Genomic DNA, 15859 nt, shown 5'->3' with positions numbered 1-15859 from the left:
CAGCTCTCCCTCAGTGGACGAGAGACCGACGGTTACTCATCTGCCGGTCGGTTCCCTCTTGTAACCAAGGAGATCTTCCGTCACCATCGATGACCATGGAAGAAGGCACTTTGAACTCACCTAGTCATTGTGAACTCACCGAGGAGGACTACGAAGCCTTCCAGTGGGACACCCGGGAGGACTGCGAAGTCCGCCAGATCCTGGACAGGGTGGCGGACAAGTGGTCACTCCTGGTCATCGCGCTGCTCGACCGGAACACCCTCCGGTTCACCGAGCTGAAGTACAAGATCGACGGCATCAGCCAGCGCATGCTCACCACCACGCTGCGTCACCTCGAACGCGACGGGCTCGTGAGCCGCACCGTCTATCCGGTCGTGCCGCCCAGGGTCGAGTACGCGCTGACCCCGATGGGCATCACGCTGCACAAGACCATCCAGTCGCTGGTCAGCTGGACCGAGGACCACCAGAGCCAGATCGCCGTCGCGCGCGCCCAGTACGACAAACGCGTCAACGCCTAGGGAGTCGCATGGCCAGACTGTCCGGAGGGGATCCGTCGCTGTTGCGGCGGCTCAACGCCATCGCCGTCCTGCGAGCGCTGTACGCGGCCGAGGAACTCACCCTCGCGGAACTGGTCAAAGCAAGCGAGGTCTCCCGGCCGACGGTCGAAGAAATCGCCGCGGACCTCGGCGGACAGGGCCTGGTCGAGGAGGTCCCGCTCTCCCCCGACGCTCCGCGCCCCGTGGGCAGGCCCGCCAAGCGCTACCGCTTCCGGCCCGAGGCCGGGCATGTCGCCGGTCTCGAAGTCGGCACGCACAAGGCGTTGTGCCTGGTCGCAGACCTTCGTGGCGACGTCGTCGGGCGAGCGAGGGCCGAACTCACACCGGAAATGGAGAGGCCCGACAGGCTCGGTGTCGCGCGCCGGGTGCTCGGCGACGCCATCGAAGGCCACGCGAACCTGCGGGTGCTCGGCATCGGCACCACGGGCGTGGTGTCCGACGGCAAGGTCGTCAACAGTGAACGCCTCCCCGGCTGGGCCGGTCTCGACCTCCCCGCGGAGTTCGGCGGCGGATACGCGGTGCTGGCCGGGAACGACACGAAACTCGCGACGCTCGCCGAGCATTGGCGCGGGGCCGCGCACGGTATCGACGACGTCGTCTACGTGCGGGCCGGGCGCACCGTCTCCCTGGGCCTGCTGCTCGGAGGGAAGCTGCATGACGGCCACCACGGCGCGGCGGGCGAGATCGGTGTCCTGCGGCGGGTCGGCTGGTCCGCGTCACCCGGCAGGCTTCTCGAACTCCTCGCCGCGACGGTGCTCACGGTCGACCCGCAACTGGTGGTGATCGGCGGCGGGTTCGCGCGGGCCGGAGAACTGCTGACGGCGCCGCTGCGCACCGAACTGTCCCGGTTGTCCCTCTTCCCGGTGCGCGTCGAGACGTCGATACTCGGCGACGACTCGGTGGCGCTCGGCGCGGTCCGCCTGGCTCTCAGCCGGGTGGAACGCGAACTGTTCAGCGTCGCCGACGTCGCCTGAGCAGGCTGATCGCCACGATCAGCACGGCCACCGCGCCACTGGTGAACAGCTGCGCACGCGCGTCGGCGTCCGTCCACATGAGAACGAGAACGCCGGCCATCGCGAGCAGGGCGACCCAGCTGAGCCACGGGAAGCCCCACATCCGCACCGGCAGGTCCGCGGCCGTGCCGTCGCGTTCCGCCCTCTTCCTCAGCCGCAGCTGGGAGATGGCGACGAAGATCCAGACCAGCAGGATGTTCGCGCCGATGGCGTTCAGCAGGAACGGCAGCACGTGTTCGGGGGCGAGGAAGTTCAGCAGCACGGCCACGAAACCGAAGGCCACCGACGCCAGCACCGCCGTCCGGGGGACGCCCGTGCCGGACAGTTTCAGCATCGCGCGCGGCGCTTCACCGCGGTCGGCGAGGGAGAACACCATCCGCGAGGCGCCGTAAAGGTTCGCGTTCAGCGCCGAGAGCAGCGAGGTCAGCACGACGAAGCTCATCAGCAGCGCCGCGGACGGCACCCCGATCTGCTCCAGGATGGTCACGAACGGGCTGGAGTTGGCCGACGCGGACTCCCACGGCAGCAACAGCACCATCAGCGCCACGGAACCGATGTAGAACAGCAGCAGCCGCACGATGACCGTGCGCGTGGTGCGGCGGATCGAACCCGCCGGATCGTCGGACTCCGCCGCGGCGATCGTGACCAGTTCCATGCCCCCGAAGGAGAACGCGACGGCGAGCAGTCCGGTCAGCACCCCTTGGAGGCCGTTGGGCAGGAAGCCGCCGTGCCCGGTGAGATTGTCGAGGCCGACCGGCGAGGTCCCCGGCAGGATCCCGAACACCGCGAGCGTGCCGAGGACGAGGAAGCCGACGACGGCGGTCACCTTGATGGCGCCGAACCAGAACTCGAACTCCCCGAACGACCGGACGGCGAACAGGTTCACCACGGTCAGCACCGCCATGAACAGCAGCACCCAGGTCCACTGCGGGATCGCGGGCAGCAGCCCGTTCGCGATCCCGGCCGCCGCGGTGGCCTCGGCGGCCACGACGACCACCAGCAGCGACCAGTACAGCCAGCCGACGGTGAACCCGGCCCAGCGCCCGAGCGCCTTCTCCGCGTACACCGAGAACGAACCGCTGCTCGGCTCGGCGGCCGCCATCTCGCCCAGCATGCGCATGACGAGCACCATGAGCAGGCCGGCGACCACATAGGACAGCAGGATGCCGGGGCCCGCGGCCTTGATCCCCGCGCCGGTGCCGACGAACAGTCCCGCCCCGATCGCCCCGCTGATCGCCAGCATGGTGACGTGCCGCCGCCGGAAGCCGGTACCGAGCGAACGGGTCTCGATCGCGGTCACGGGTTCGGCGGGACCTGATTCGGGCATGGTGGATCCATTCGTCTGCGGCGGTGCTCGGTGCTCAACCGCGGGACAACTCTTCCAGCCGTTCGTGGAGCCGGTCGACGTGGTCCTCGCTTTCGGGCTTCATCAGCACGCTACGCAGGATCCGCGCGCCGTCCGCATCCGCGTCGACCCCGGTGTGACGCAGGCCGAACCGCGGCGCGCTCACCCGCAGCGTGCTGAGGAACACCGGATCCTTGGCGGCGGCCATGCCGACGCGCATGATCCGCGCGCTCGCCTCGTCGATCTTCGAGAGGGAACGCGGCTCCGTGCGGGGGAAGTACACGACGATGTCGAGTTCCGGTGACTGGTACAGATCGAACCGCTCGGAGTCCTCGAGCAGTTTCGCCCACCGCAACGCGGCGCGGCGCCCGGCCGCGAGCACCCGGCCCAGTCCGTCGGGGGTGGGCGGCAGCAGCCGGAAGGTGAGCCACAACGCGGCGGCGGCCGCGCCCGCCCGCGAGCATTCGAGACTGATCTCGCCGAGGTGCAGATCTTCCGAAGTGAAGTAGGTGTACGGCGAATCGTGGAGGTAGAACCGGCCGGCACCGGGGTCCTTGAACAGCACCGCGCCGCAGCCGTAGGGCTGGAGGCCGTGTTTGTGCGGGTCGATGACGATCGAGTCGGCCTCGGCGATCGCGAGCCACGGGGCTTCGGGAAGCCCTTCGGGACCGTCCAAACCGGACAGGAGCCGGAAGAACCCACCGTAGGCGGCGTCGACGTGCACCCGCACGCCGTACCGTTCACGCAGCGCCATGGCCTCGTGGACCGGTTCCACCGTGCCGAGCGCCGTCGTGCCCGCGGTGAGCACCACGGTGCCGATCTTCCCGGTGCGCAGCAGTTCCTCGAGCGCGTCGAGGTCCATCGCGCCGCGGGCGTCGACGGGCACCGTATGCCCCTCGACGCCGAGAACGCCGCACATCCGGCCGTGCGTGTAGTGCGCCTCCGCGCTGTAGGCGATCCCCTTGCCCGGATGCGTTTCGCGCGCGACGAACAGCGCCTCCAGATTCGCCACCGTGCCGCTGGTGGTCAGATGCCCCAGATGCTCCGTGTAGCCGAACATCGTCGCCAGCTGACCGACGACCTCGCGTTCCATCTCGGCCGTCGCGGGACCGCCGTCGAGCGCGTGGTTGTTGGGGTTGACCAGCATCGCGGTCAGATAGCCGACCACGGCGGCCGGATGCGGCGGTTTGAGCATCTGCCCCGCGTAGGACGGGTGGAAGAACGGGTAGTTGTCCTTCAACCGCTCGGTGAGCTCTTCGAACGCGGTCTCGAACCGGCCGTCGGAGATCTCCAGCGAGGGATGCGGCCGTACGGGGGTGAACGTCTCCGCCCACGCCTCGTTCGACGACAACGCCTGACCGAGCCAGTACCGGAAGTCCATCAAGGGCGCCCTTCGATCGTTCGGCTCCAAAAAACGTAAGAGTCGCCGGAGGTCTGGCGCAACCGTCTTCGGTAGGGGTCAGCGGTCCTTCGCCACCGCCGCCTGCCGCCGTTCCTCGCCCTTGTCCTCGAGTTGTTTGACGATCTCCCGCAGCGAAACGGCCAGTTCGGTGCACTCCGCCGGGCTGAGGCGATCGGTCACGAACGCCTCCTCCTGGTTGAACTCGGGGAAGAGCTCCCGCATCAGCCGCTCGCCCTCCGGCGTCAGCGCGAGCAGCACCAGCCGTCCGTCGACGGGGTGTTTGCGCCGGGTGACCAGGCCGTGTGCTTCCAAGGTCTTCATCACCCCGGTCAGCGTTCCCTTGGTGATCCCGGACTCCGCGGCGACGTGCCGGGTCTCCTTCTCGCCGAAGATCCACACCACCCAGAGCACCACGAACGCCGTCCAGGTGAGTCCCGCGGTGCGCAGGACCGAGTTCTCGAAATGCAGCCGGACGGCCGTGGCGGCCCGGTGGAGATTGGCCACCGCCTCCATCCGCTCCCACAGCAGGGGTATTCCGCCCAGCTTCGCCCGTACGGCGTTTTCGGTCTCGGCCAGCGTGTGATACCCGGTCAACAGCCACATCCTCACCGGCCCCGCGGGCGCCAGTACGGTGGGCGCGCACCCCCGCGCGCCCGATCCGCCGATCGTATGCGGAACGGGCTGGAGTCCACAGTGGTCTTTCGGGGTGGCTGTCCTGTTTCGGACAATTCGCGCCTCACCGAGTGGGAACGGCGGCGCGATGCTCGGCGATGTCGCCGAACAGGTCGCCCATCTCCTCGACGCGCTCGATCACCTGCTCGGCGGTGAACAGCAGGTCGGCGGCCTTGCGGCAGGCCTCGACCTCCTCCCACGTCACCGGGGTGGACACGGTCGGGATGGCGCGACCGCGCAGGGAGTAGGGCGCGATGGTCGTCTTGGCGGTGTTGTTCTGGCTCCAGTCGATGAACACGCGGCCGGGGCGGATCGCCTTCGTCATCCGGGCGACCACGGTTTCCGGTGATCGGCGCGCGAGCTCCTCGGCGACGGCCTTGGCGTATTCGGAAGTACGTTCGTCGGATCGCGTGCGCACCGGGCAGTACAGCTGCATTCCCTTGTTGCCGCTTGTCTTCGCGTAGACGGTCAGGCCGTCTTCGGTGAGCAGGTCGCTCAGTGTCTCGGCCACCCGGCAGCAGTCGACGACGTCCGCGGGCAGGCCGGGGTCGAGATCGAACACCAGCAGATCGGGTGATTTCCGCGCGCCACGAGGTCCGACAGTCCACTGTGGAACGTGCAGTTCCAGCGCGGCGAGATTGGCCGCCCACATCAGCGTCGGGAGATCGCCGACCACCGGGTAGTCGAGCGTCTCCTCACCGCCCCGGCGGCCGCGGTTGGTGAGCCGCGCGGTGCGCACCCAGTCGGGCGCGTGCCGGGAAACGTTCTTCTCGTAGAACGGTTCGCCGTCGACGCCGTCCGGGAACCGGCGGAACGTGGCGGCGCGGTCGCGCAGATGCGGGAGCATGGCCGGGGCGATGCGGCGGTAGTAGTCGAGCACCTCGCGTTTGGTGAAACCGTGCGCCGGGTAGAGCACCTTGTCCAAATTGGACAGCCCGAGCCGCCGTCCCTCGACCTCGACCGTTATCCGCTCTTCAGGCACCCCTCGACGATAGATCACCGGACGGGTTCCCGGGGTACCGTGAGGCATGAGCACCGTGCCGGACGCGATCGCCCCGATGCTGGCGACCGACGGCGACCTGCCCACCGGCGGGTGGGGGTACGAGTACAAATGGGACGGCTACCGCTGCTGCCTTCGTGTCGCCCGCGACGGCGAGACGCGTCTGACCAGCCGACGCGGCCTCGACATCACAGCGACGTATCCCGATGTGACCGGCGAAGCCCTCGATGGCCGCGAAGCCGTCCTCGACGGCGAGATCGTCGTCCTCGACGACCAGGGACGGCCGAGCTTCCCGCTGTTGCAGACGCGGCACCTGCGTACGCCGGACGCGTCGCTGCTGGAACGCAGCCCGGTGCACTTTTTCGCCTTCGACGTGCTGCTCCTCGACGGCACCACCCTGCTCGACGAGCCCTATGCGGCCCGTCGCGAACTGCTGACGTCCTTGGGCGGCGGCGACCGCCTCGTCATCCCGCCGGGGTACACCGACGACGACATCTCGCCTGATCAGCTGCTCGAGGTCGTCCGGCAACACGGGCTCGAAGGGCTGATCGCGAAGAAGCTCGACAGCCGGTACCACCCCGGCAAGCGGACCAGGCAGTGGATCAAACGGGCGCTGTGGCACAGCCAAGAGGTCGTGATCGGCGGCTGGCGCCCCGGCGAGGGACGGCGTTCGGGGACGCTCGGCGCGCTGCTGCTCGGCGCGCACGACGAGTCCGGTGACCTGCGGTACGTCGGCGACGTCGGAACCGGGTTCAGCGACAAGGTCCTCGAAGACCTGCACGCCCGGCTCACCCCATTGGAGCGGAAGACACCGCCCTTCGCTTCGGAGGTCCCGCGCGAGCGGGCGCGGCGGGTGCACTGGGTGGCGCCGGAGCTCGTCGGGGAGGTCGTGCACCGGAACTGGACCCCGGACGGACGGCTGCGGCACACGACCTGGCGGGGGCTGCGGTCGGACAAGGCGCCCGAGGACGTCAAAGTGCCCTTGTCGCCTTAGCCACCTGATGGCGCAGGTGAAGCACCCGAATGCCCTGGATCACCACGTCGGGATCCTCCAACAGGTGCTGCGCGTCGACCGACCCGAAGTAGCGTTTGCCGGATCCGAACACCACGGGCACGACGTCCATGCGCACCTCGTCGACAAGGCCCGCGGCGAGCACCTGGCCACCGACGTCGCCGGCGGCGACCTCGACCAGACGGTCACCGGCGAGCTCCCGCGCCTTGGCCACGGCTGCCTCGATACCGTCGACGAAGTGAAACGGCGCCTCGGCGTTCCAGCCCTCGGGCGCCGGCCGGTGCGTCACGACGACCACGTGGTCGATCCCGCTCGGAGGTTTCCCGTCCCAGCCGTCCGTCAGGTCGAAGACGTGGCGGCCGGCGATCGTCACCCCGATCCGGTCCCAATACGGCCGGGTGTAGTCGTAGGACGTCTGCGACACCTTGAGCGCTCCGCTCTCGTCCAAGGGGACGTCACCGCCGGACAGCCAGTCGAACAGCGGCCCGGGCTGGTCGTCCTCGTCCGCGATGAAGCCGTCCACCGACACCGAGCCGTACATGACCACCTTGCCCACGGAGCTCTCCTCTTCTCGGGGTGCCCCCGAAACTAGCTTGTCGTGAGCCGTCGCTCTTGTAAGAAATCAATCGGCGGGCAGCGGCCAGCCGTCCAGCACGTGGCCGGGGTGTTCGCGCAGGAACCGCCGCCGGACTTCGACGTACCTGGTCGGCGTGAGCCCGGTGAACTCCCGGAACTCGTGACCGAAGTGGGCCTGGTCGAAGTAGCCGGCACCGCCGGCGAGGTCGCTCCAGTCGATCCGCCCGGCGGGGTCGATCGCGAGCACGGCGGTGGTGAGGCGGTAGGTGCGGGCCAGCCGCTTCGGCGTGACGCCGACGAGCTGCTTGAACCGCCGTGCCAGATGAGTGCTGCTGACACCGGCCGCCACGCTCAGGTCGCCGATCGCCGCCGCTCCGCCGGTCGCCGCGAGGACGCCGCGCGTATGGCGGACCAGCCCCAAGCCGTCGGTCTCGCACAGCCGTCGCATCAGCTCCTCCTCGAGCAGCGTCAGCATCTCGCGCGGTCCGTCCGCCGTGGCCAGCCGATCCCGCAGCCCGGCGACCGCGGACCGCCCCCAGACCTGCTCCAGCGTCACCGGCCGGTCACACAGCTCGGCCGCGGGCATCGACAGGAACGGCGCCAGCCCCCACGGCTTGACGTGCACGCCGACGGACCGGGTCGGGAGTGGATAGCCGAACTCCAACGCGCGGGTGCGCATGGTGATGACGCAGCCGTCGGCGTATTCGGCCGTCTCGATGCCGGTGCCGGCGCGGATGCGGAACGGCGCACCGAGATTGACGATGAGCAACGCCGCCGGTGCGGGCGGCAGCGTCAGCCGGGCGTACGGAGGCGCGCCCTCCAGGTAGTAGAGGTCGTCGATCAGCCCGTCCAGCGGCGGTCGCGGCACTCTGGACACGTACTCCACGCCCACAGCATCGCCGACACCCCGCCGTACTCGCGCGCCGGGGACGGTCCGGCCGCGCTGTCCCCGGCGTGTCAGCGCCATGACGGTCCGGTGTCAGGCCGGTCGGTGATCGTTGCTCCACCAACGAAAGAGCACCATCACCGAGGGAGTTCCCACCATGTCTGTTTTCACCACGCCGGAGCCGATCACCGCCACGCTGACCACCGCGGGTGCCCGGGTGCGCCTCCTCGCGAGCGAGCGTACGGACACGGTGGTGCGGGTCGAGCCCGTCGACGCCGCGAGCAAGTCGGACGTGAAGGTCGCCGAGCACACCAAGGTCGAGTTCGCGGACGGGGAGCTGTCGATCGAGACGAAGAAGGCGGGCGGCAAGGACGGTTCGGTCGCGATCACGATCGAACTGCCCACCGGATCGCGGCTGACACTGAACACGGCGTGGTCGGACGTACTCGCCGAAGGGCTGTTCGGTGACTGCGTGCTGGACGTGGCGTCGGGCCGGATCCAGGTCGACCGCGTCGCGGCGGTCCGGGGGAACCTGGCGGCGGGCGAGGTCGGGATCGGGTACGTCGCCGGGACCGTCGGCATCGAAGGCGGGGCCGCCGGGATGCGGATCGGCGAGGTCGTGGGCGCCGTCCGGTACGTGGGCTCGCACGGGAGGGTTTGGATCGGGCACGCCCGCTCCGACGTCGACCTCTCCGGTGCGAACGGCAGTTTCGACATCGACCGCGCCGACGGCGCCGTCGCCGCGAAGGCGGCCAACTGCCCCATCCGCATCGGACGGCTGTCGCGTGGCCGAGCCGAGCTGGTGAACACCTCCGGGGGTATCGACGTCGGCGTCGACGGGGACACCGTCTCGGTGGACGCCAAGAGCACGAAGGGTGCGGTGCGCAGCGCCTTCGCCACGGATGGCGGGGTCGGTGGGGTCGGCGGGGTCAGGGTTTACGCCCGCACGCGGCTCGACGACATCGTCATCCACCGTGCGGCTGCCTGAGGTGTGTGGAAATAGGGACACTCAACGTCTCTATTTCCACACACCCTCTCGGAGCCCGGCCGGACTGGACCGGTCATCGCGGGACTGTGTGGATATCGGGTCATCCAACGTCCCAAAATCCACACAGTCGGTCGCCACAAGCCCATCGACGAGTGCCGCTTCGGGTTGATTTTCGTGACACGTGGACTTCACCGCTCACGCGAGCAGAAGCGGTTCAGTGCTTCCAGTTTCCAGGCCCGTTTCACGTCGCTCGACCGATGGCCCGAACCGTCGTCGATCAGCAATTCCGCTCCGGGCCAGGCGCGGGCGAGTTCCCAAGCCGTGTCCACCGGGCAGCTCAGGTCGCGGCGCCCGTGGATGAGCACGCCGGGAATCTCTCGCAACAGGCCCGCGTCTCGGATCAGTTCGCCGGGTTCCAACCAGCCGTCATGGGAGTAGTAGTGCGTGACAATGCGCGCGAAAGCCAGTTCCTCCCTGCCGATCGGGCCATTGTGGACGGTCGCGCCGGGTTCCAGTGACAGTACGGTGTCTTCCCAGACGAGCCACGCGCGAGCGGCCTCGGTCCGGATGTTCGGGTCGGGATCTTCCATGAGCCGGGCGTAGGCGGCGACGAGATCGCCGGAGTGATCGCCGCGGAAGCGGGCCCACTCTTCGGGGAAGAACCGGCCGACGCCGCGATACAACCAGTCGATCTCGGAGCGCCGTGTCGTGCTGATGGCGCTGACGACGATCTCCGTCACCCGTTCCGGATGCCGTTCGGCGTAAGCCAGCGCGAGGGTCGTTCCCCACGAGCCGCCGGTGACGAGCCAGCGGTCGATGCCCAGGTGTTCCCGCAGCCGTTCCATGTCGGCGACGAGGTGGTCCGTCGTGTTGTGCCGCATGTCCGTCGCCGGGTCGCTCGCGTGCGGGATGCTGCGGCCGCAGCCGCGCTGATCGAACAGGACCGCGCGGTAGCGGGCCGGGTCGAACATGCGGCGCATCCCCGGCGCGCACCCCTGTCCGGGGCCGCCGTGCAGCATGACGGCGGGCTTCCCGTCCGGGTTCCCGCAGGTCTCCCAGTGGACGGCGTTCCCGTCACCTACATCGAGCAATCCCTCGTCGTAGGGCTCGATGGCCGGATACAACTCGATCATGAACTCAGACTAGACGTTCCGTAAGTCCTTGAAACACTTTCGCCGCAACGAAGTTCAGCACACCGGCCCTTTCCTCGCCGCGCCGGAAGGGGGAGATTCATTGGTACCGGCGAAAATCATCAGAGACGGAGAGTCATGGCGGTTGACGGCACGAACTTCACCCTTGGCGTGGAAGAAGAATTCGTCCTGCTCGACCCGATGGACGGCTCGGTCGCGTTGCGCGCGCCCGCTCTTCTCGAACACCTCGCCCCTGAGCCGGACGTCACCGGTGAGCTGATGCGGTTCCAGATCGAGACCGCGACCGGCATTTGCCGCAGCCTGGACGAGGTGCGTTCGGAACTCATCAGGCTGCGGCAGATCGTCGCGAAAGCGGCGGAGGACGACGGCTGCCTGATGGTGGCGGCGGGCATACCGCCCGGCGAACTGCGGCCCGACGCGATCATGCCGGAGCCCCGGTACCGGCGGATGGCCCAGGCGTTCCCCGATCTGATCGACGGCGCGGGGACGTGCGCCTGCCACGTGCACGTCGGCTTGCCGTCGCGGGATCTCGCCGCGCGGGTCCTCGCCGGACTGCGGCCGTGGCTCGCCCCGTTGCTGGCGCTCAGTGCCAACTCGCCGGTCGAGAACGGCACCGATTCCGGCTGGTCCAGCAGGCGCTTCCCGATCTGGGACCGGTGGCCGACGGCGAAACCGCCCGACGAATGGCCCGGTGCGGCCGCGTACGACCGGAGTATCGGGGAGGCCTTGAGCCACGGCGCCGCCCTCGACCCGGCGGGCGTGTACTTCTACGCCCGGCTTTCCCCTCGCTACCCCACGGTCGAGATTCGGATCGCCGACGTCTGTCTCGCCGTCGACGACGCCGTGCTCCTCACGGCGCTGGTCCGCGGGCTGGTCGCGACCTGCGCCGGAACGACCGGGGTGCCGCGTGCCCGCAGCACCCGGATCGGCGCGGCGCTGACGGCCGCCGCCCGCCGGGGCCTCGACGGGCCGGGGATCGACGTCTTCACCGGCAGGGAGGCCGATCAGCGCGACCTGGTCGGCGAACTCGTCGACTTCATCCGGCCGGCGCTCAGCGCCGCCGGTGACACCGAAGACGTCGAGAAGGGGCTGGACTGGCTGTTCGAGCACGGCACCGGCGCGGCCCGGCAGCGACGCCTGCTCGCGGAAGCGGATTCCCCCGGTGAGTTCGCCGCGGATCTCGCCCACGCGACGATGACCGTCCCGGCCCGGTGACGCGGACCCGGCCGGGTCACAGCCAGCCGGACTCCCGCGCGATCCGCACGGCGTCGACCCGGTTGCGGGCGCTGAGCTTCGACACGATCGTCGTCAAATAGTTCCGCACGGTCCCGGCGGAAAGGAAGAGTTCGGCCGCGATCTCTGTCGGCTCGGAGCCGACCGACGCCAGCCGGAGCACCTCGATCTCGCGCGCGGTGAGCGGGCACTCCTCGCTGTCCCAGGCGGCGAGCGCCAGATCGCCGTCGACGACGCGGCGTCCGGCGGCGACCCCGCGGACGGCGTTGGCCAGTCTGTCGGCGGGCGCGTCCTTGCGGAGGAAGCCGTTGACCTTCGCGGCCAGCGCCCGCCGGAGGGTGCCGGGGCTGCCGAGCGAGGTGAGGATCAGCGTGCGCACCCCCGGCAGTTGTTCGTGCAGTTCGGCGGCCGCGGTGAGCCCGTCCTTGCCCGGCAGGTCGATGTCGATGAGCGCGATGTCGGGGCGTGAGGACTGGGCGAGCGGGAGGATCTCGTCACCGCTGGCGCATTCGGCGACGACCTCGATGTCGGCTTCCAGCCCGAGCAGCGCGACCAGGGCCCCACGGACAATGTGCATGTCCTCCGCGACCAGGACCTTGATCATCGACCCCATCTGCCTTTCGCCTGCGTCTCGCCCCACGAGCCGACAATACTATCCTCACACACCCGTCCCGCGAAATGGAAACCGGCCCTTGACCGCCGCGGGGGGACGCGGTCAAGGGCCGGTTCTGTGTTGCCGCGGGAATACGTTCTTCGGACCGCGCCAACACGGCCGGGGTGGTTCCGGCGTGAATGCGCTACCAGGAATTTTGCGGCCGTCCGCCGTGAAGATCCAGTGTTCGCACCATCGGCGACATGTGGTTTTCGCATGCCCGGCCCGTGATCCCCGGCTGCGCCCGATCACCGTGAAATTTTCACGTCGCCACGCACATGAATCCATATCCGGCGGTGAATCAAGCACTTCAGGAGAAGTGGCGTCGAACACTACTGTCGAAAACAGCAAAGCACGCCAGAATTTCTCGAGCGAAAGGACGGTACAATGGATGAGACTGTCCGGCGAGCCGTGGAGCGAGCCATTGGGGCCATGAACGAGAAACTGGGCGAAGAGCTCACTATCGACGACATCGCCCGAGCCGCGACGTTCAGCAAATTCCATTTCACCAGGGTGTTCCAGCAGGCCACCGGCGTCTCGCCCGGCCGGTTCCTGTCCGCGCTGCGGCTCGACGAAGCCAAACGCCTGCTGCTGACGACCTCGATCACGGTCGCCGACATCAGCCACCGAGTGGGCTACAACAGCGTCGGCACGTTCAGCACGCGGTTCAGCAGCCGCGTCGGCCTCTCCCCCTCCGCGTACCGCCAGCAGCGTGGTTTCCAGCACCGGCTGGCCGGCACCCCCCTTCCCGGCACGAAGCGGGCGACCGTCCGCGGTTTCGTGTCGGCGCCGCCGGAGATCTCGCCCGGCCTCGTCTTCGCCGGCCTCTTCCCGACGCGCATCCCCGAGGGCGCGCCCGTGTGTTACACGGTCATCGACGTCCCCGGCCCCTACCAGCTGACCGATGTCCCGGAAGGCACCTGGCACCTCATCGCGCACTGCGTGACCGGGCCGCTCACCCGCCGGGGCACCGGGTACACCGGCCATCATGGCCCGATCACCGTCGAGCCGGGCGTCACCGCGCGGCTGGCCGACCTGCGGATGCGCCCCAAGCGCCTGTTCGACCCGCCGGTCCTGCTCGCGCTGCCCGATCTGCGGTACCGGCCCGAGCCGTTCAAGCACGCGGCCTGACCGGTCGCCGGAAAGGGGCCTTCGAGACGCGATCCGTCTCGGAGGCCCCTTTCTCGACGTCTACGCGGACAGGCGGCCCGCCGACGGGGCGAAACCCTCGCGGATGTTGCGCCGCCAGAGTTCGTAGGCGGGCGTCCCGTCCGCGGCGTTCTCGACGACCTCTGTCGAGTCGGCCAGGTCGACGGCCTCCTCGAGGCTCAGCCCGGCGAGCGCCCGCGCAGCCCGGCGCGTGTGCGGCGGGACGAAGGAGGAGAACGTCCTCGCCTTCACCGCGAACACGACGCCGAGGCCGAGGTGGTCCTGGTGCTCCCCCGCCGTCTCGCGCAGCCTGGTCAGGCCGGCCTGATCGCAGCCGCCCGCGAAGGTCGCGGCCAGCCCGACCCCGCTCCACAGATCCGGACGGCGTTCGGCCGGGAACCGGCCGACCGCCGCGGCGACCTTCACCGGGTCCGCGCCGTTGATGAACCACAGCGCCCGCCCGATGCCCTGGTCGCAGGCACGCGGGAAGTACGCGGGCGCGCCTGCCCACGGGTACGGCTTGGGGACGAACTGCTCGTCGACCCACTTGCGCGTGTCGAAGTAGGCGCGGTCGAAGGCGTAGCCGTCGACCGCCAGCCAGCTCATCGTCGGGTGGAACGGGACGCCGTCGAGATCCGGCAGCACCTTGTTCCACAGCGGTCGGGGCAGCCGGGCCATCGCGAACCCGATGCCGATGTAGGTCAGGAACACGTGCGGGAGACCGGGACCGCTCATCAGTTCGGCCGTGCGGTCCTTACGCCCGCCGGGCATGACGTCGAGGATGGTGAACGCCATCGCCGCGCCCTCGTAGGCGAACCCTCGCATCTCCGGCTCGACCATGTCCAGCCGCCGTTCGGCCTCCCACAGCGGCGGCGCCTCGATCCCCCATTCGAACCCGCACACCACCGCCTGCGGGATCGACTCCAGCCGGGCGGTCGCCGGGGTGGGCGGGATCCCGAAGCCGCGTCCCTCGAAGCCGACCGAAGCCAGCGAGGGTGCGAACAGGACCTTGCGTAGGGCACCCAGCAATGAGCTCATCAGACGTCCTTTGTGGATAGTGTCGGCTTCGCGCGCGAACTCGGCTCTTGCCGAGGAGACCACGCCCCGCTCGCCGCCCGCTCGACAGCCGGTCGAGGTGACGGCCTGTACCGCCGATCGGTCCGGCGGGCACCATTGACAATGGTGAATTCACCCGTTCGCCGAGCGAATTCACCGGTTTGGAACGTACTCAGCGGGTATTGCGAGGCACGTTTGACGGCATTTTGCCACCTATTATCCTGACACTCGGTAATCGATCGGTAGCATTTTCAGCATCTGCGAACCTTCGGCATCGTCGCAGCTCACCAGGGTCGTGATCACTCCAGGAGGCGCCCGGAAACCGCTCGAACTCAAATCGTGCGATTTAGATTCACTCTTCCGGGCTTGCTATGTACACTGAGAGTTAGCATCTTTGGGGGATAGAGGAGGTCGGAGTGATCCGAGTCCTATTGGCCGAGGATATGCACATGGTCCGCGGCGCCTTGGTCGCACTGCTGAACCTCGAACAGGACATAGAGGTCGTCGCGGAGGTCTGCTCCGGCGACAAGATCCTCCCGATGGCCGCAGAGTACCTCCCGGACGTCGCGATCATCGACATCGACCTGCCTGCCAAGGACGGACTCGCCGCCGCTTCCGAGCTCTACCAGCAATTGCCCAGCGTCCGCACGCTGATCCTCACCTCGCTCGGCCGCCCGGGCACCGTGCGCCGCGCGCTGGACGCGAAGGTCAACGGCTTCCTGCTCAAGGACGCGCCGGCCGACAAACTCGCCAACGCCGTCCGCTCGGTCGCCATCGGCCGCCGCGTCATCGACAGCGAACTGGCGTTGTCGGCCTGGGAAACGGAAGATTGCCCCTTGACGCCGCGCGAGGTCGAGATCCTCCGGCTCGCCGCGAACGGGCGCACGGTCGCCGACATCGCGGCGGAACTGTTCCTGTCACCGGGAACCGTGCGGAACTATCTCGCCACGGTGGTCACGAAACTCAACGCCCGCAACCGGGTCGACGCCATCCGGATCGCCACCGATTCCGACTGGCTCTGACCCGCTCGCGCGTCTTCTGTTCTGCCATAACCGGTTCCGCGCTCCAGGTCGTGACGATCGCATGTGGGGCAAGGAAGAAATCTAGGTCAGCTGGGTGTTTCCGGCACTGTTCCGAAGGTTCCGCCTCTGTCACTGTCGCAGAGGG

Annotated in this window: 16 protein-coding genes; 7 read left to right on the top strand and 9 right to left on the bottom strand. The window is 68.7% G+C overall.

Going from position 1 to position 15859, the window contains the following annotated elements:
- Positions 1–89: 89 nt before the first annotated feature.
- Both HDA45_RS30700 and HDA45_RS30695 read left to right on the top strand, forming a co-directional pair.
- Positions 90–518, top strand: a complete 429-nt coding sequence (locus HDA45_RS30700) for a winged helix-turn-helix transcriptional regulator (protein WP_221471281.1) — start codon at positions 90–92, stop codon at positions 516–518.
- A gap of 8 nt (positions 519–526) precedes the next feature.
- Positions 527–1531 carry an ROK family transcriptional regulator gene (locus HDA45_RS30695; RefSeq protein ID WP_184901189.1) on the top strand — a complete coding sequence of 335 codons (1005 nt, stop codon included), beginning with the start codon at positions 527–529 and terminating at the stop codon, positions 1529–1531.
- On the opposite strand, the gene HDA45_RS30690 is transcribed toward HDA45_RS30695, so the two are convergent.
- The 4 genes from HDA45_RS30690 to ligD (HDA45_RS30675) all read right to left on the bottom strand — a co-directional run bounded on the left by HDA45_RS30690 (position 1509) and on the right by ligD (HDA45_RS30675) (position 5971).
- Positions 1509–2897 (bottom strand): amino acid permease, encoded by a 1389-nt coding sequence (locus HDA45_RS30690; RefSeq protein WP_184901187.1) that lies wholly within the window; start codon positions 2895–2897, stop codon positions 1509–1511. The genes HDA45_RS30695 and HDA45_RS30690 overlap by 23 nt on opposite strands.
- Positions 2898–2931: 34 nt before the next feature.
- Complete coding sequence (locus HDA45_RS30685) at positions 2932–4296, bottom strand: pyridoxal phosphate-dependent decarboxylase family protein (RefSeq protein WP_184901185.1); 1365 nt, start codon at positions 4294–4296, stop codon at positions 2932–2934.
- 78 nt (positions 4297–4374) lie between these two features.
- Positions 4375–4920 carry a MarR family winged helix-turn-helix transcriptional regulator gene (locus HDA45_RS30680; RefSeq protein ID WP_184901183.1) on the bottom strand — a complete coding sequence of 182 codons (546 nt, stop codon included), beginning with the start codon at positions 4918–4920 and terminating at the stop codon, positions 4375–4377.
- Between the two features lie 133 nt (positions 4921–5053).
- Positions 5054–5971 (bottom strand): non-homologous end-joining DNA ligase, encoded by a 918-nt coding sequence (gene ligD, locus HDA45_RS30675; protein ID WP_184901181.1) that lies wholly within the window; start codon positions 5969–5971, stop codon positions 5054–5056.
- A gap of 46 nt (positions 5972–6017) precedes the next feature.
- Between ligD (HDA45_RS30675) and ligD (HDA45_RS30670) the strand changes: the two genes are divergently transcribed.
- Entirely contained in the window at positions 6018–6983 is a 966-nt protein-coding gene (gene ligD / locus HDA45_RS30670) for a non-homologous end-joining DNA ligase (protein ID WP_184901179.1), read from the top strand.
- Here ligD (HDA45_RS30670) and HDA45_RS30665 read toward each other — a convergent pair.
- Positions 6961–7557, bottom strand: a complete 597-nt coding sequence (locus HDA45_RS30665) for a dihydrofolate reductase family protein (protein WP_184901177.1) — start codon at positions 7555–7557, stop codon at positions 6961–6963. The two genes, ligD (HDA45_RS30670) and HDA45_RS30665, sit on opposite strands and share 23 nt — an antisense overlap.
- Positions 7558–7623: 66 nt before the next feature.
- On the bottom strand, positions 7624–8445 hold the full coding sequence (locus tag HDA45_RS30660; RefSeq protein WP_184906214.1) for a helix-turn-helix domain-containing protein: 822 nt from the start codon (positions 8443–8445) through the stop codon (positions 7624–7626).
- A 175-nt stretch (positions 8446–8620) separates the two neighbouring features.
- Between HDA45_RS30660 and HDA45_RS30655 the strand changes: the two genes are divergently transcribed.
- Positions 8621–9451, top strand: coding sequence for a DUF4097 family beta strand repeat-containing protein (locus tag HDA45_RS30655; RefSeq protein WP_184901176.1), 831 nt, complete (start codon positions 8621–8623; stop codon positions 9449–9451).
- Between the two features lie 188 nt (positions 9452–9639).
- Here HDA45_RS30655 and pip read toward each other — a convergent pair whose 3' ends face one another.
- The gene (pip, locus tag HDA45_RS30650) at positions 9640–10584 is read right to left on the bottom strand and encodes a prolyl aminopeptidase (protein WP_184901174.1); all 945 of its coding nucleotides are present in this window, start codon (positions 10582–10584) and stop codon (positions 9640–9642) included.
- Between the two features lie 135 nt (positions 10585–10719).
- On the opposite strand from pip, the gene HDA45_RS30645 reads away from it, so the two are divergent.
- Positions 10720–11817 carry a carboxylate-amine ligase gene (locus HDA45_RS30645; RefSeq protein WP_184901172.1) on the top strand — a complete coding sequence of 366 codons (1098 nt, stop codon included), beginning with the start codon at positions 10720–10722 and terminating at the stop codon, positions 11815–11817.
- A gap of 16 nt (positions 11818–11833) precedes the next feature.
- On the opposite strand, the gene HDA45_RS30640 is transcribed toward HDA45_RS30645, so the two are convergent.
- Positions 11834–12439: a response regulator transcription factor gene (locus tag HDA45_RS30640; protein ID WP_184906212.1), complete on the bottom strand. Its 606-nt coding sequence runs from the start codon at positions 12437–12439 to the stop codon at positions 11834–11836.
- Positions 12440–12919: 480 nt separating this feature from the next.
- On the opposite strand from HDA45_RS30640, the gene HDA45_RS30635 reads away from it, so the two are divergent.
- Positions 12920–13618 carry an AraC family transcriptional regulator gene (locus tag HDA45_RS30635; RefSeq protein WP_184901170.1) on the top strand — a complete coding sequence of 233 codons (699 nt, stop codon included), beginning with the start codon at positions 12920–12922 and terminating at the stop codon, positions 13616–13618.
- A 60-nt stretch (positions 13619–13678) separates the two neighbouring features.
- Here the strand turns inward: HDA45_RS30635 and HDA45_RS30630 are convergent, their stop codons facing one another.
- On the bottom strand, positions 13679–14674 hold the full coding sequence (locus HDA45_RS30630) for a DUF1702 family protein (RefSeq protein ID WP_184901168.1): 996 nt from the start codon (positions 14672–14674) through the stop codon (positions 13679–13681).
- 434 nt (positions 14675–15108) lie between these two features.
- Here HDA45_RS30630 and HDA45_RS30625 point away from each other — a divergent pair, with 434 nt between their 5' ends.
- The gene (locus HDA45_RS30625) at positions 15109–15714 is read left to right on the top strand and encodes a response regulator transcription factor (protein WP_026466657.1); all 606 of its coding nucleotides are present in this window, start codon (positions 15109–15111) and stop codon (positions 15712–15714) included.
- Positions 15715–15859: the final 145 nt, after the last annotated feature.

Source organism: Amycolatopsis umgeniensis, assembly GCF_014205155.1.
GTDB lineage: Bacteria > Actinomycetota > Actinomycetes > Mycobacteriales > Pseudonocardiaceae > Amycolatopsis > Amycolatopsis umgeniensis.
The sequence above is the reverse complement of the archived record's forward strand: the minus strand, read 5'-3'. Positions and strand labels throughout refer to the sequence as shown.

Bases quoted from the DNA above. Each gene is read 5' to 3' on its own strand.
- HDA45_RS30700 (WP_221471281.1), top strand. From the start codon at position 90: ATGACCATGGAAGAAGGCACTTTGAACTCACCTAGTCATTGTGAACTC.
- HDA45_RS30695 (WP_184901189.1), top strand. From the start codon at position 527: ATGGCCAGACTGTCCGGAGGGGATCCGTCGCTGTTGCGGCGGCTCAAC.
- HDA45_RS30690 (WP_184901187.1), bottom strand. From the start codon at position 2,897: ATGCCCGAATCAGGTCCCGCCGAACCCGTGACCGCGATCGAGACCCGT.
- HDA45_RS30685 (WP_184901185.1), bottom strand. From the start codon at position 4,296: ATGGACTTCCGGTACTGGCTCGGTCAGGCGTTGTCGTCGAACGAGGCG.
- HDA45_RS30680 (WP_184901183.1), bottom strand. From the start codon at position 4,920: ATGTGGCTGTTGACCGGGTATCACACGCTGGCCGAGACCGAAAACGCC.
- ligD (WP_184901179.1), top strand. From the start codon at position 6,018: ATGAGCACCGTGCCGGACGCGATCGCCCCGATGCTGGCGACCGACGGC.
- HDA45_RS30655 (WP_184901176.1), top strand. From the start codon at position 8,621: ATGTCTGTTTTCACCACGCCGGAGCCGATCACCGCCACGCTGACCACC.
- pip (WP_184901174.1), bottom strand. From the start codon at position 10,584: ATGATCGAGTTGTATCCGGCCATCGAGCCCTACGACGAGGGATTGCTC.
- HDA45_RS30645 (WP_184901172.1), top strand. From the start codon at position 10,720: ATGGCGGTTGACGGCACGAACTTCACCCTTGGCGTGGAAGAAGAATTC.
- HDA45_RS30640 (WP_184906212.1), bottom strand. From the start codon at position 12,439: ATGATCAAGGTCCTGGTCGCGGAGGACATGCACATTGTCCGTGGGGCC.
- HDA45_RS30635 (WP_184901170.1), top strand. From the start codon at position 12,920: ATGAACGAGAAACTGGGCGAAGAGCTCACTATCGACGACATCGCCCGA.
- HDA45_RS30630 (WP_184901168.1), bottom strand. From the start codon at position 14,674: ATGAGCTCATTGCTGGGTGCCCTACGCAAGGTCCTGTTCGCACCCTCG.